12 protein-coding genes are annotated in these 14,226 nt (G+C 34.9%); 1 reads left to right on the top strand and 11 read right to left on the bottom strand.

The genetic code is table 11. The features are described 5' to 3' along the window. Nucleotides 1-32: 32 nt before the first annotated feature. The 11 genes from LC457_RS12105 to LC457_RS12055 form a co-directional block, all read right to left on the bottom strand. Nucleotides 33-1,961 (bottom strand): nucleoside-diphosphate sugar epimerase/dehydratase, encoded by a 1,929-nt coding sequence (locus LC457_RS12105; protein WP_223600049.1) that lies wholly within the window; start codon nucleotides 1,959-1,961, stop codon nucleotides 33-35. Nucleotides 1,962-2,319: 358 nt separating this feature from the next. Then, complete coding sequence (locus LC457_RS12100) at nucleotides 2,320-2,778, bottom strand: regulatory protein RecX (protein WP_223600048.1); 459 nt, start codon at nucleotides 2,776-2,778, stop codon at nucleotides 2,320-2,322. A 56-nt stretch (nucleotides 2,779-2,834) separates the two neighbouring features. Further along, nucleotides 2,835-4,100: a serine hydroxymethyltransferase gene (gene glyA, locus LC457_RS12095; RefSeq protein WP_223600047.1), complete on the bottom strand. Its 1,266-nt coding sequence runs from the start codon at nucleotides 4,098-4,100 to the stop codon at nucleotides 2,835-2,837. A 149-nt stretch (nucleotides 4,101-4,249) separates the two neighbouring features. Beyond that, nucleotides 4,250-5,155: an NAD(P)/FAD-dependent oxidoreductase gene (locus LC457_RS12090; protein WP_223600046.1), complete on the bottom strand. Its 906-nt coding sequence runs from the start codon at nucleotides 5,153-5,155 to the stop codon at nucleotides 4,250-4,252. A 162-nt stretch (nucleotides 5,156-5,317) separates the two neighbouring features. Next, complete coding sequence (locus LC457_RS12085; RefSeq protein ID WP_223600045.1) at nucleotides 5,318-6,844, bottom strand: glycosyltransferase family 39 protein; 1,527 nt, start codon at nucleotides 6,842-6,844, stop codon at nucleotides 5,318-5,320. 48 nt (nucleotides 6,845-6,892) lie between these two features. Then, nucleotides 6,893-7,459, bottom strand: a complete 567-nt coding sequence (locus LC457_RS12080; protein WP_223600044.1) for a hypothetical protein — start codon at nucleotides 7,457-7,459, stop codon at nucleotides 6,893-6,895. Between the two features lie 121 nt (nucleotides 7,460-7,580). Further along, entirely contained in the window at nucleotides 7,581-8,792 is a 1,212-nt protein-coding gene (locus tag LC457_RS12075; protein ID WP_223600043.1) for an efflux RND transporter periplasmic adaptor subunit, read from the bottom strand. A gap of 110 nt (nucleotides 8,793-8,902) precedes the next feature. Beyond that, nucleotides 8,903-10,174: an ABC transporter permease gene (locus tag LC457_RS12070; protein WP_047420807.1), complete on the bottom strand. Its 1,272-nt coding sequence runs from the start codon at nucleotides 10,172-10,174 to the stop codon at nucleotides 8,903-8,905. Nucleotides 10,175-10,242: 68 nt separating this feature from the next. Next, nucleotides 10,243-11,472 carry an ABC transporter permease gene (locus LC457_RS12065; protein ID WP_223600042.1) on the bottom strand — a complete coding sequence of 410 codons (1,230 nt, stop codon included), beginning with the start codon at nucleotides 11,470-11,472 and terminating at the stop codon, nucleotides 10,243-10,245. Between the two features lie 129 nt (nucleotides 11,473-11,601). Continuing rightward, nucleotides 11,602-11,958, bottom strand: a complete 357-nt coding sequence (locus LC457_RS12060) for a four helix bundle protein (RefSeq protein WP_223600041.1) — start codon at nucleotides 11,956-11,958, stop codon at nucleotides 11,602-11,604. A gap of 99 nt (nucleotides 11,959-12,057) precedes the next feature. After that, on the bottom strand, nucleotides 12,058-12,747 hold the full coding sequence (locus LC457_RS12055) for an ABC transporter ATP-binding protein (RefSeq protein ID WP_047420805.1): 690 nt from the start codon (nucleotides 12,745-12,747) through the stop codon (nucleotides 12,058-12,060). A gap of 424 nt (nucleotides 12,748-13,171) precedes the next feature. Between LC457_RS12055 and LC457_RS12050 the strand changes: the two genes are divergently transcribed. Then, the gene (locus tag LC457_RS12050) at nucleotides 13,172-14,146 is read left to right on the top strand and encodes a ribonucleotide-diphosphate reductase subunit beta (protein ID WP_047378790.1); all 975 of its coding nucleotides are present in this window, start codon (nucleotides 13,172-13,174) and stop codon (nucleotides 14,144-14,146) included. The last annotated feature ends 80 nt before the right edge of the window (nucleotides 14,147-14,226 follow it).

The raw sequence follows: 14,226 nt of genomic DNA, 5'->3' as shown, positions 1-14,226 counted from the left end.
TTAAATTGTACAAATATACATTTATTTTTTTCCTATTTATCTAAGGCCTCATAGATTGAATTATTGCTTCGAAATTCCGGCACGATTGTTTTAAGAATCCTTACTACTTCTACTTTATCTCTTCTAAGGGAAGCTTTAGTAATTTGTGTGGTAAGCGCCTCTATTTCTTCAAATCCCGTAGAAGGGTCTTTAGAAATCATAATCTTATCATTATGCGTAGGAAGAGTTTTCGCATCATCACTTAAAAGTTCTTCATAAAGCTTTTCCCCGGGCCTTAATCCTGTATAAATGATCTTAATATCAATATTAGGCTCGAATCCTGATAATTTGATCATTCTTTTCGCAAGGTCAAGAATTTTAACAGGTTCACCCATATCAAAGACAAAAATTTCACCACCTTCTCCCATTGTTCCGGCCTGAAGTACCAATTCACAAGCCTCAGGAATAGTCATGAAATATCTTACAATTTCCGGGTGAGTGATGGTTACCGGACCTCCGGCTTCAATCTGTTTTTTAAAATGGGGAATTACAGAACCGTTGGATCCTAATACGTTTCCAAATCTTGTTGTAATAAACTTGGTAACATTACCCTCTACATTTTGAAGTGATTGTACAAAAAGTTCTGCAGCCCGTTTTGAAGCTCCCATAACGTTGGTAGGATTTACAGCTTTATCTGTAGATACCATTACGAATCTGTTTACTTTATACTTGCTTGATAATTTTGCGACAATCTTTGAACCTAATATATTAACAAAAATTGCTTCATGCGGATTTTCTTCTACCAAAGGTACATGCTTATAAGCAGCAGCATGGTACACCATCGAAAATCTATACGTCTGGAATAAGGATTCCATTCTGTGATGATTAGAAACATCTCCTAAAACAAATTTGAAAGCAATATGAGGATATTTCTCTCTCATTTCAAGTTCAATTTCGTAAAGCGGTGTCTCTGCCTGATCCAGTATTACGATTAAAGAAGGATTAAAGTTGGCAACCTGTCTTACAATTTCACTTCCTATAGATCCTGCTCCACCAGTTACTAATACGGTTTTATCAAAATGTCTGCTCTTTACTTTTTCATTCTGAATTTTGATAGGCTTTCTATTTAATAAGTCTTCAATTTGAAGATTTCTGATAGATCCACCTAAATCGCTGTCTCTCAGCTTTTGTACTGACGGCGCTTTAAAGACGTTAAGATCCTTCTCTAAAAATAAATTCACCCACGTGTTCATCTCATCTCTGGCCATCATTTCTTTAACAATGAGAATACCATCAATAATAAGATCTTCTTTCGTGTTTTCTTCTATTTTTTGTTTTCCGTAAATGGGTTTTCCTAGTAGAGATGCCCTTTTAGAATCTGTTCTTTGCGTTAAAAAACCTACTACCTGATAAGGCAGGCTTGGATTATCCAGAATAGCACGTGCAATTGCAATTGATTGTTCATCAATTCCTAACACTAGAATTCTTTTTTTCAGTGCACTTCTTCTGTATTCCCTTACAATATGGAAAAACTCTTTCACATATAATCTGAAAAGGAATAATCCCATAAATGAAATTACAAAATAAAGGATCAGGTAAGGAGTAAGAATAAACTTAGCTCCTGTGGTCCAGAAATAAAGAATATTGATCGTTCCGATAGTCAGCATTGTGCAAAAGCAGGATATCAGAAGCTTAAATAAATCTATAAATGTTGAATGGCGGATAATTCCGGCATACGTCTTGAAGAGGTACATAAAAGCAGTATTCGCCATAATAATAAAAGCAAAGATTAAGCTTTTATCTTCATGGTATATAAATTCCTGCTTGGTAATTCTTTCGATAATGTAAGTAGAAAGAAATAAAGATATAACCAGAATAATAATGTCTATTACAAGAATTATCCATCTAGGAAGATATCTTACGTCTGAGAGATTGACAACATTATCCCCTCCAAATATTGTTTTTCTAAGAGAATCGTACATTGTCTATATTGGTGTTCATATTTAATTAATGTGTAATATCTGATCATCTGATCAAAGATAATTCCGATACAATCATGCAAAAATAAAATAAATTTATTTCAATATGTTGAAATCAAAAATAAATTTGATGTTATATTTATGAAATCTCGCAATTTCATTACGATATAGCTAAAACTCACAGACAAAAATCATACCATATAAAGTCTTATAAAGGCGATATTTATCTATAATAATTCTTTATTTCAGCTGTTTTATCTTTAAAATAATTATTAAATATTTATGTATCAATCTCTTTCACTGAACTGATTGTTTTTTTGTTAAAAGTCATATGTCAAGTTTTTTGTAATTTATTAATATATTATTCAAAAATATCAATTATTTTCTCATATTCAAAACCTTTACTCATCAAATATTTTATAGTTTTGGTTTTTTTTTGATATTCTTTCAAACCATTTTGTTTAGAATAATACCCTTCAAAAATTTTCCTAATAGTCTTCTCATAATCAGAATCATCTATCTCATCAAAACATGAACTGATCAACCTTTCTGAAATCTGTTTTTGTTTCAGATTCATTTTAATTTTGGTCTTCCCCCAGTGTTTGATGTAAAATTTGCCTCTGATATAACTTCGTGTAAATCTTTCTTCATTCAGGTAGTTTTCTTTCAGGAGAAATAAAATGATTTCTTCTTTGGCTTCATCAATAAGTAGAAATTCTCTCATCTTCTGTTCCACTTCTGCATGGCAGCGGTCCTGGTAAACACAGTAGTTAACCAGCTTCTGCTTGATTTCCTCGAAAGTATAAGATTTCTTTTCCATTGAATAAAAAAAGAATGAGCAGTCTGCCCATTCTTTATATGATATCGGAATGCCTGTTAGTAATTGAACAGAGCTTTTCCTTCCATTAATTCGTTAACTTTCTTTCTTACGGATATAAGAACTTCTTCATTTTTGATGTTGTCTACCACTTCAGAAATTAATCCTGCAATCGTATCCATATCATTTTCTTTCAGCCCTCTTGTTGTAATTGCTGCCGTTCCTAATCTGATACCAGATGTTGTGAATGGAGATTTATCATCAAAAGGAACCATGTTTTTGTTGCAGGTAATATCAGCAAGTACTAATGCTTTTTCTGTTTCTTTACCGTTTACTCCTTTATTTCTAAGGTCTACCAGCATCAAGTGATTATCTGTACCTCCGCTTACGATATCAAATCCTCTGTCGATCATCGCTTTTGATAACGCCTGAGCATTGGATTTAACTTGTTTTGCATAGGTTTCGAACTGTCCGTCCAAAGCTTCACCAAAAGCTACTGCTTTACCAGCGATTACATGCTCTAACGGTCCTCCCTGAATACCTGGGAATACAGCTCCGTCCAATACCTGGCTCATCATTTTGATTTCTCCTTTTGGAGTTTTGTGTCCATAGGTATTTTCAAAATCTTTCCCCATCATGATCATCCCTCCTCTTGGACCTCTAAGGGTTTTGTGAGTAGTGGTAGTTACTACGTGACAGTGTTCGAACGGTGAGTTTAATAATCCTTTTGCTACTAAACCAGCCGGGTGAGCGATATCTGCCCAAAGCGTTGCTCCCACTTCGTCTGCTACTTCTCTGAATTTAGCATAATCTAAATCTCTTGAATATGCTGAGAAACCGGCAATAAGCATTTTTGGTTTTTCTCTTAGAGCAACTTCTCTCATCTGGTCATAATCAATAAGACCTGTTTCCTGCTGTACTCCGTAAGAAACTACATTATATTGAATACCAGAAAAGTTCACTGCAGAACCGTGAGTAAGGTGTCCTCCCATTGAAAGATCCATCCCCATGATTTTATCACCAGGTTTCAAAACTGCAAGATAAATGGCTGCATTCGCCTGAGAACCGGAATGTGGCTGAACATTCACATAGTCTACTCCGAAAAGTTCTTTTGCTCTGTTGATAGCCAATGTTTCAACCTCATCTACAACTTCACATCCTCCGTAATATCTTTTTCCGGGATATCCTTCAGCATATTTATTTGTCAGTACACTTCCCATTGCTTTCATCACGTTTTCAGAAACAAAGTTTTCTGATGCGATAAGCTCTAATCCGTGAGTTTGTCTTTGTCTTTCCTTTTCAATCAGGTCGAAAATAATATCCATTTTACTTTTAGTTTTTGAAATTTCCACCCCAAATGTACGGATTTTTCATTGAGATTTCTCTATTGAAAAAATGATTTTAAACACTAAAAATTGAAAAACCTCATCAATAAATCAAATATTATGATCGTTTTAATCTGATCAAAAATTCTTTAAAATTCTTCGTCTGCAAGTTCTTTATTAACCACAGCACCTGCAAAATTTCCCTGTGCAACAGCATTAGCCACAGAACGCATCATAGTCACATTGTCTCCACAGGCAAAAACTCCGGGAACATTTGTTTTCTGCATCATGTCTACTTTAATAAATCCCTGTTCTGTCAGTTCACATCCCAGATCATCGGACACATTTAGGTTTTGTTCAAAAGGAATTTTAGCATATAAAGCCTGCAAAGCAACTTCTTTTCCGTTTTTGAAAACAATTTTTTGAATGGAACCTTTTGTATGCTCTATACTTTCAATTTCATCTTCGTTAAGGAGGATTTTATTCTGTTTCAGTTTTTCGAGCTGCTCATTAGTAAGAACAGCTTTCCCATTGGTAAACAGGGTAAGATTTTTAGTCAGATTAAAAATCAGTTTTGAAAATTCATAAGCCATATCTCCATTGGAAAGAATCCCGGTAACTTCATTTTTCACTTCATAGCCATGACAGTATGGGCAATGGATAACAGAAACGCCCCAGCATTCTGCAAATCCTGGAATATCCGGCATCTTATCCTTCACTCCGGAAGCTAAAATGAGTTTTTTAGCCTGGAATTTTTCGCCGGATGAAGTTTCAATCCCGAAAACTTCAGTTGTTTTTACCGTTTTTACAACCGTTCCATTATAAAAATGAACGGTGTTGTATTTTTCGACATCATTTTTGGCAAGTTGAGTAATTTCTGACGGTGTTTTTCCATCGTGAGTAACAAAATTATGGGAATGTGGTGTTTGTCTGTTGCAAGGTTTTTCATTGTCAATAATCAGGACATTTCTTAAAGATCTTCCTAATGACATACCAGCAGATAATCCCGAATAGCTTCCTCCTATTATGATGACATCAAAGTTTTTGTTTTCCATAGTTCAGTTGATAGTTGATAGTTGATAGTTGATAGTTGATAGTTGATAGTTGATAGTTGATAGTACAAAGGTAAAACAAATCCCACTAATGCAATATTGTTGCGATAATGTTTTTTATCTATTATCTTTATATCTTAAACTAATTATCCTTCTTCTATTCTATCATTTCCATTCATTTTTAGTTTCATCAATCTCGTCCTGAATTCTTTTATTGATATCAATTTTTGCACCCTGTAAACTGAAGATTGCCGTTCCTCTTTCTCTTGCGTACGGATTGGTAATGGAATCATATAATTTTGCAACTTCAAAAAAAGAACCTGATTCTTTAAGTTCCTTTCCTGCTTCAGGGGCATCTTTAACCCTGATCACATTTCTATATTTTTTGCTTAAATCTATCCAGTTGATATAATCTGCATGAAAAGACATTGCCACAACACCCGCCTTTGAGTAATAATTAATAGCCCCAGTCTGTCCGTAATTATCACACAATACCATGGTATTTCCGGATTTTGACAGTCGGGAATATTCTTTATCTACTTTTTGAGCTAATTCTTTCCAGCCTTGCATATCGGCAAAGTCCTGAGGTAACGGATGATCTTTCCCATCTTCCCAGCGAAGCAATCCGAACTTTTTGTATTGATCCTGATGGGACTCAATATATTTAAGACTCTTATTGGGGAAGGCTACATTATATAAGGGAAGAAATAAAAGTATAGGGATAAGTATGCTGACAGGTTTCAAAAACCTCATCCATCCTTTTTCAAATAAATGGCCCAGAAAAACTGAACCAAAGGCAATATACACAGGATAAAGCCCTATTGCATAGTAATCTTTTGCTTTAAAAAATAAAAACAGAGTGATTGTAATGATATAACTCCAAAAGAAAAATCTGAATTTCTCAAAAGGTTTATACAACAGTAATGCTCCCCAGCCTGCTATAATAACAAAAACAACTCCTATGAAAAAGAGAATCTGAGATTTCATAAAACCCATTCTATCCACATGCACAAGCTGTTTTTCAGAAAGTTCTTTCATATGATGGATCACCGGAAAATGATTCTGATACTGCCAGAGAAGATTGGGAAAAACAATAATTAAGGCTAAAAGAGCGGCCCAATACACATGAGACTGCATAAAAATCCTTCTTTGCTCTGTTAACAATAATGCAGGAATAAGCCCCAATAATGAAAAAGCAATATTGTATTTATTTAATATTCCTATTCCAAAAATGACAGCTCCAATGTAAATCCATTTTACTTTTTTTGAATTAAAATATTTAATCAAAGCATAATAAAGGAATAGCCACAGAAAAATTTCTAAAGAGGTAGGCTGAAACAGCATATTTACCCGGAGAAGTACTGAGAGCAGAATGCCTAAAGAAGCCAGTATTTTAGCAAAGAGACTCCCATTAAGTTCTTCAACAATTTTCCATACCAGTACTATCGTTAGTGCTCCAAACAAAGCCGGGAAAAATTTAACCCAAAATATAGAATTTCCTAACATTTTAATTACCCAGGCAATCCATGAGTTGACGGGAGGAACTGAAAGATATCCCCACGCCAAATGATTCGCCTGATCGAGATGCAGATATTCATCCCGGTGGAGTTCATACTCAGGACTTATCAGCGAGTATTGAAGGGCAAACTTTGCAATGACAAAAAGAAACAGAATCCAATAGTCTTTTTTCATGGGATATAGTTAGAATTTAAAGTTAAGACAGTACAACTCTTTCTATTGTTACATGATTTCAAATTTATTATCTATGATTTCAGTTTTTATCTTCTGAATATTGCCGGACCAATACTTAATTTCTTCAGTCTTCTCAGGACATTCTTCTATGGGAGTATCCTGACAGGCGGCCAAATATTCCTGATACGTTTTCAGTATATTATTCAGGTATACTTCATAGTCTTTAGGATTTTTGGGAATATATCCTATTCCATCACAACCGCAGGAATGAAAGCATTTTCCTGTTTTAAAAAGGCTTTCTACAATCTTCCATTCTTTGACTGCTGTTTTTTTAGGAGCTTTGAAGTCTTTCCCCAGATCAGCCATCACACTGCTGCATTCCGGGCATTTTATAATTCTGTTTTCAAGATCTGAAACAATTTTTTCCAATTCCTTTGTTTCTGCTTTCGTGAAAACATATCCTACTTTACGAATTGTTTTCCCACCAGGTTCGTGGTATACCTTTTCTTTTTCGATCCTTTTTATAATGTCATAAGCATCCGGCTGTTTAAATGATTTCCGGCATTTAAAACAGACATAATGTGATTTATAAGTTTTCCTGGCGTATCGACACATTTTTCATGGATTTATCTGACTCAAATATAGGAATTTACTCTTGTAAAGATTTTGATATAAAAAATCCCGGAGAAAAAAATTCCCTCCAGGATTACAGTTTAAAAGTGTATAGTGTAGTTTATTATTTCTTCTTAGACTTTTCCTTCAGTTCTTCTTTGTCTTTATCAGACGGATTCCAAACTTTAATCTCAGTATCTTTTGTAATCTCTGATCCCGGAAGAACCTGAACGTTGATACCGTCACTAGCTCCCAGTTTCAAATATACTTTTTTGAATTTCCCGTCTTTTTGTTTCACTTCTACGAAAGGTACATCTTTTCCTTGTTTCTTTTCATACTGAACTAAAGACTCATCCAATAATAATGCATTTTTCTGAGAACTTAAAACAATTTCACCGTTTGCAGAAAAACCTGCTCTAATATACTCATTATTAGGATTACTTACGTTACCTTCTACCGGAAATTTAATGGTTCCTGCATTATCTTTTCCTTTAGGTGCGATCATCGTTAGTTTTCCAGGGAAAGTTTTGTTTTGTAGTGCACCGATTACGATGTTCATATCCATACCCTCGCTTAGTTTTCCAGCCTGAGCTTCATCAATTTCACCTTTAAAGATCAGGACATTCAAATCTGCCACTGAACAGATTGTGGTTCCAGCGTTAAAGTTATTGGCTTCAATCACCTGACTTCCTGCTTTTACAGGCACCTCAAGTACGGTTCCTGAAGCTTTTGAACGGATTTCTGTAGTAGCTAAACCTTGTCCTTTCAATTCAGGAGTTGCTCCTGTCTTAGCAATCTGTAATCTTTTTTGAGCGGTATTTAATTGTTGTTGAGCATTTTTCAACGTCTGCTGCTGAGAATACAATTGCTGCTGAGAATTCAAATACTCCTGTTTAGAAGCTACTCCCTGCTTGTACAGTTTATCCTGCATTTCAAATTGCTTCTGCATATTTCCTACATTCATCTGAGCATTGCTAATCTGAATTTGTGCATTCTGAACTTCCTGCTGAGCAGCGTTTACTTCAGAGATACTGGGAACAATCTTCACGGTAGCAATCAGCTGTCCTACCTCTACCTTATCTCCTTCTTTTACTAAGATTTTATCTATGATCCCCGCAATATTGGGTTTAATTTCAATTTCTTCTTTGGGAACAATTTTTCCTGTAGCCATTACCTTATCATCCATATTCTGGATTGTAGGCTTACGGGTAAGGAAAGCTTCTCCTTCTTGAGAATTAGATTTGATAAGATAGCCAAGCCCTGAGAACAATGCCACTGCAAATAAAAGCCCCAACACAATATAAATGGCTTTTTTCCAGGTGAATTTCTTTTTCATATGTATAGTTTATTTTTTATTAAATAGATTGAAAGATTTAAAATTCAAAGATTGATTATCTATATTAATTTTTGCTTTTAAATCTTAAAATGGTTTCATTTTCAAATTAATTACTCTGTTCTTAAGGCTTCAATAGGTCTGATCTTAACCGCTCTTTGCGCCGGAATCATTCCGATTATTAATCCTAAAATAACCATGACAGCCATAGCAGCAAATACGTTTCCGTAGTTGACCGTTGGATTATAGAAAGGAAATGAATCCTGACCCTGGGTAACAGCATTCAGAATCATCAATACAAAAATTCCAAACATAAAACCTAATAATCCCGAGGAGAGTGTAATCACCACACTTTCCAGCAAAATCTGATTTCTTACTTCTGCCGGTTTTGCACCCAATGCTCTTCTGATCCCGATTTCTTTGGTTCTCTCTTTTACTGTAATCAAAAGGATATTTGAAATTGCAATAACTCCGGCAAGGATTGTAAGTGTACCTACAATGATTGTTAGCAGCTGCATTCCCGTAAGAAAACCAGTCAGCTTTTTAAATTCTTTTCCAAGGTTGAAACTTCCAAAAGCATTGGTATCTTCAGGGGATACTTTATTTTTTGACTTTAAAACCTGCTTTACATCTTCTTCTACCGAATTCACATTGGCATTAGGTTTACTTACAATCGCAAACATGTCAATCTGATCTCCGGCATTATACATTTTTGTATAGGTAGAAAGCGGGATGAAAGCTGTTTGGTCATTTTCAAATCCGCCTCCTTTTTTCACACGGAAAACTCCGATTACATTAAAGAATAGTCCTTTAATATTGATTGATTTCCCAATTGGGTTTTCTTTTTTCTTGGCATCAAAGAAGTTTTTATAAATCTCTTCTCCAATGACCACTACATTTTTGTTCCCTGAAACATCGGCATCATTGATGTAACGTCCGAAGATCAGCTTCTTTTCTGAAATTTTATTTCCTACAGAGTAATCTCCCGTAAGCGAATAGGTTCCGTTTTTCCCGTTTCTTGACATGGCTTCCCCAGGCGTTCCGGTAAAGCTTCCTCTTGCATTTTGCGGCGAGATATAATCAATGGCAGTTACTTTTCTTTTAAGCATTTCCATATCATTTAAGTTCAGATGAACTTCTCTTCCTTTGGGAAATCCTTCATAGGGAATAGAAGTTTTCTGTGCCCACAGGAAGATTGAATTGGTGGCAAAACCTGAAAATAATTTATCAAAACCATTCTCCATTCCTTTTGCTGCTCCAAGAAGGCTCACATACAAAAACATGCCCCATCCTACGCCGATCATGGTAAGAAATGTTCGGAGTTTATTATTCCTCAATGAGTAATAAATCTCCTGCCAAGTATCTTTTTTAAATATGATATTCACCTTGTTGAATTATAAGTTATAAATTATGAGTTATGAATTTCATTAATCCGTTTATCTTTTTCCGCAAATTACTCTGTTCTCAAAGCTTCGATCGGTTTAATTCTTGAAGCTCTGTACGCTGGCACAAATCCTGCGATCAATCCTGAAAAAATCAAAGCGATAAATGCCATAATGATGGCTCCCCATCCTACACTCGGGCTTTTAATAAAGAACTCTTCAAGGCTGTTTCCGATAAGACTTAAAGTCAAAACGCCTATTCCTACTCCAACAAGTCCGGAAACCACTGTAATCACAACACTTTCCTGAACGATCAGTCCTACAATTCCGCTTGGTTTTGCACCAATGGCTTTTCGTACTCCGATTTCCTTGGTTCTTTCTTTTACGATATACACCATAATATTACTGATCCCAATGATTCCCGCAAGCAATGTACCCATCCCAATAAACCCGACAATGGCTGTAAGAACTGCCATAAATGCAAATGTATCATTCATGTTTTTCGCATTATTCCAGACACGCACCCCATTTTCATCATCAGGAGAAACACTTTTTCTCGCTTTTAATTTATCTTTAAGCTCATCACCATACTTAATAGCCTGATCAGGAGTCAGTTTATCATTGTATGTTATATAGGCTATATTTACAGTATCAGATCCTTTCTTCATCTGCTGTAAAGTAGTAATCGGAACGGTAATATGTCTTTCATCTCTATCTCCTCCATCATCTGAAAAAACTCCAATAACCTTATACATTGTTCCATTAATATCGAGCTCTTTTCCTATCGGGCTCCCATTTTTGATCAAATCCCGCTGAACCATTCTCCCAATAACAGCAACGTTTAATTTCCTTTCCAAATCCATCGCTGTCACATACCTGCCATCAATAATTTTTCTGTTTTCAATGACTTGCTCCCCTGGCTGAGCCCCATTAATCTGATAAAGACCACTTTCTTTTCCATATTTCACCATTAAATTGGCAGTATATCTGGGACTGGAAGGGCCGGCTTTTTCCTTATCTGTATTAATTAAAAAGTCATAATCTGAATTATTCATTGTTATATTCCGATCAGACTGAAGTCCTTTATAAGCTAAAGAAGCTTTTCCTGTAGAAAAAATAATAAGATTTTTGGCATCTCCCGAAAACCCTTCAGAAAATGCATTCTGAAGTCCTTTTCCAATTCCAAAAAGCACAATGAAAATAAACAGTCCCAAAGCTACAGTAAACCCTGAAAGCACCGTCCGAAGTACATTACTACGGATAGAACTGAATATTTCCTGCCAACGATCTAGGTCAAACATAGTTTTTATTTTTTTACTTTGTAAAAAAGTCAATTAGCTGCGCTCTCAATTTTCTTCGAAGTCAATTAACTTTGTTGTCAATTTATTCTTCACCAGACTTTAATTACGACCTAATTACTTTTCACATTTCTAATCTTTTTTCAACATTTTACTTAATAAGATAAATGCTGTTTTTATTAAATTTCCAATTTTTGTTAATTCTTCTATTTCAATATAATTACATTCCATAACGATATCAAAACAAGAATCCAACTCAATAACTGAGCCTCTGGCAATTTCAAAATATCTTTTCCTTTTCAGTTCAGATTTTCTTGAACACCCTTCGGTAATATTTAATACCACTGAAGTAGAAGCTCTTCGTATCTGGTCAATTATATTAAACTTTTCATAATCAGGAATTTTAGATAAAACTTTATAACATCCTATTCTTAATTCTCTGGCTGACTGATAAATGTCAAGTCTATAATGGTTCAGATTTAAAAACATTTTTATTTTTTTTCATATTCATTTGTGTGTGTTATAAATTATTTATCTTCCTCATTATAAAATTCACTTGCGAAGCAAAATTGACCATTCACTATTTACTTATAGTACAATCTGCTTAATAAATTCATCACTTTCAATAACCCCATCCTTCAGTACTACGTTTCTTTTGGTTTGTGCGGCTACGTCCGGTTCGTGGGTTACAACGATGATTGTTTTTCCTTCATTGTTGATATCCTGAAGAAGTTTCATAATATCATGAGTAGTTTTAGAGTCCAATGCTCCGGTAGGCTCATCTGCCAATACCACTTTTGGATTTGTTATCAATGCTCTTGCAATAGCCACTCTCTGTTTCTGTCCTCCGGAAAGTTCACTCGGAAGGTGGTTTGCCCATTGTGCTAATCCTACTTTTTCAAGATATTCCATAGCTTTCTGGTTACGCTCTCTTCTCGGTACATTCTGATAGTACAGAGGAAGTGCTACGTTTTCCAAAGCTGTTTTATAATTAATAAGATTAAAAGACTGAAAAATAAACCCCAAAAATTTACTTCTGTATTCTGCAGCTTTTACTTCTGATAAATGCTCAATAGGAACTCCATCCAATTCATAGGTTCCTGAATCTTTTTCATCCAGAATCCCAATAATATTAAGAAGTGTAGATTTTCCGGAACCGGAACTTCCCATAATAGAAACAAACTCGCCCTCAGAAATATTCAGATTAATTCCTTTGAGAACATGAAGTTTGCTTTTCCCTGTATCGTATGACTTATTTAAATCCTGAATTACTAACATTAAGTGATGTATGTTTTATACCCAATAAGTAGATGATATTTTCAAATTGTTACAAGAATAAAAATTTATTCAAATATTTTTTTGTTTAACGCCTTAAACCTTTATTAATAATACTTTGCATATTTTTGTTTAACTGTAACTCTGGATTTCCATGTATTTATCCTCAATATAGTGGTCTAGCCTATTATTCTAGCCAGTTTCATGTAAATGTGGAAAACTTTTCCGGCTAAAAGTCAGCCGATTAGTATTTACCCCTTTCAAAATCAGTTCTTTTTTTCGAACTTTGCTATTAGTTCTTTACAAGAAATATGATTTTGCGGAAGTGAATAACTTTATTTCACAACACGCAGACAAACAAAAAGTTAAGTATTTCCGGAACGTTATCCACAAGGATCTAAATTATTTAATTATAAAGATATTTAATATGGGAATTTTTGATAAAAGAGTAAGCTATAAGCCATTTGAATACCCGGAGGTTCTTCAATTTGTAGAGGCAATCAACAAATCGTTCTGGGTGCATTCGGAAGTGGACTTTACTGCAGATGTTCAGGATTTTCATTCGCAGTTGGAACCACATGAAAAGCACGCTGTGAAAAATGCGCTGTTAGCCATTGCACAGATCGAGGTGTCTGTAAAGACATTCTGGGGAAATTTATACAACCACCTTCCAAAGCCGGAATTCAATGGATTAGGATCTACTTTTGCAGAATGCGAGTTTCGTCATTCTGAAGCATATTCCCGTTTATTAGAGGTATTAGGATATAATGATGAATTCCTTAACGTTATTGAAATTCCTGCCGTAAAAGGAAGAATCGAATTTTTAGGAAATGCTTTAAAGCATGCTAATTCTGCGACTCCGAAAGAATATGTTTCCGCTTTACTATTATTCAGTATTTTAGTGGAAAACGTTTCTCTTTTCTCACAGTTTGCTATTATCCTTTCTTTCACAAGATTCAAAGGATTCATGAAAAATGTTTCCAATATCATCGCATGGACCTCAGTAGATGAGCAAATTCACGCTAATGCAGGAATCTACCTGATCAATAAAATCCGTGAGGAGCAACCTGATTTATTAACAGACAGCGATATCGAAGACATCTACACTTTAGTAGACGAGTCTATTGCAAGAGAAGGTGATATCCTTAGCTGGATTTTTGAATTGGGAGAAATAGACAATGTTTCTAAAGAAGATCTTTTAAACTTCATGAAATACCGTGTGGATGACAGCTTGAAAAAAATCAATATGAAAACAAGATACAACATCACTCCGGAACAGTACAAACCAATGGTATGGTTCGAAGAAGAAGTTTTCGCCAATTCATTAGATGATTTCTTTGCAAAAAGACCTGTAGACTATACGAAGCACGATAAGAGTATTACAGCAAACGATTTGTTTTAATATTGAGGCGCGAGCGAAGCGAGCGTCAAAGCAGTCAGTATCAGGATTTATTCCTTTCTGATCAGTTAACGGAAATCAGT

The sequence above is a fragment of the Chryseobacterium sp. GVT01B genome (assembly GCF_019970045.1).
In the GTDB taxonomy this organism is placed as follows: domain Bacteria; phylum Bacteroidota; class Bacteroidia; order Flavobacteriales; family Weeksellaceae; genus Chryseobacterium.
Note: the sequence above shows the minus strand (reverse complement) of the source record. Positions and strands in the feature narration are given on the sequence as shown.

Excerpts from the sequence above, each read along its gene's own strand:
- LC457_RS12050 (WP_047378790.1), top strand. The coding sequence starts at position 13,172 with ATGGGAATTTTTGATAAAAGAGTAAGCTATAAGCCATTTGAATACCCG.
- LC457_RS12065 (WP_223600042.1), bottom strand. The coding sequence starts at position 11,472 with ATGTTTGACCTAGATCGTTGGCAGGAAATATTCAGTTCTATCCGTAGT.
- LC457_RS12105 (WP_223600049.1), bottom strand. The coding sequence starts at position 1,961 with ATGTACGATTCTCTTAGAAAAACAATATTTGGAGGGGATAATGTTGTC.
- LC457_RS12100 (WP_223600048.1), bottom strand. The coding sequence starts at position 2,778 with ATGGAAAAGAAATCTTATACTTTCGAGGAAATCAAGCAGAAGCTGGTT.
- LC457_RS12090 (WP_223600046.1), bottom strand. The coding sequence starts at position 5,155 with ATGGAAAACAAAAACTTTGATGTCATCATAATAGGAGGAAGCTATTCG.
- LC457_RS12080 (WP_223600044.1), bottom strand. The coding sequence starts at position 7,459 with ATGTGTCGATACGCCAGGAAAACTTATAAATCACATTATGTCTGTTTT.
- LC457_RS12085 (WP_223600045.1), bottom strand. The coding sequence starts at position 6,844 with ATGAAAAAAGACTATTGGATTCTGTTTCTTTTTGTCATTGCAAAGTTT.
- LC457_RS12060 (WP_223600041.1), bottom strand. The coding sequence starts at position 11,958 with ATGTTTTTAAATCTGAACCATTATAGACTTGACATTTATCAGTCAGCC.
- glyA (WP_223600047.1), bottom strand. The coding sequence starts at position 4,100 with ATGGATATTATTTTCGACCTGATTGAAAAGGAAAGACAAAGACAAACT.
- LC457_RS12075 (WP_223600043.1), bottom strand. The coding sequence starts at position 8,792 with ATGAAAAAGAAATTCACCTGGAAAAAAGCCATTTATATTGTGTTGGGG.
- LC457_RS12055 (WP_047420805.1), bottom strand. The coding sequence starts at position 12,747 with ATGTTAGTAATTCAGGATTTAAATAAGTCATACGATACAGGGAAAAGC.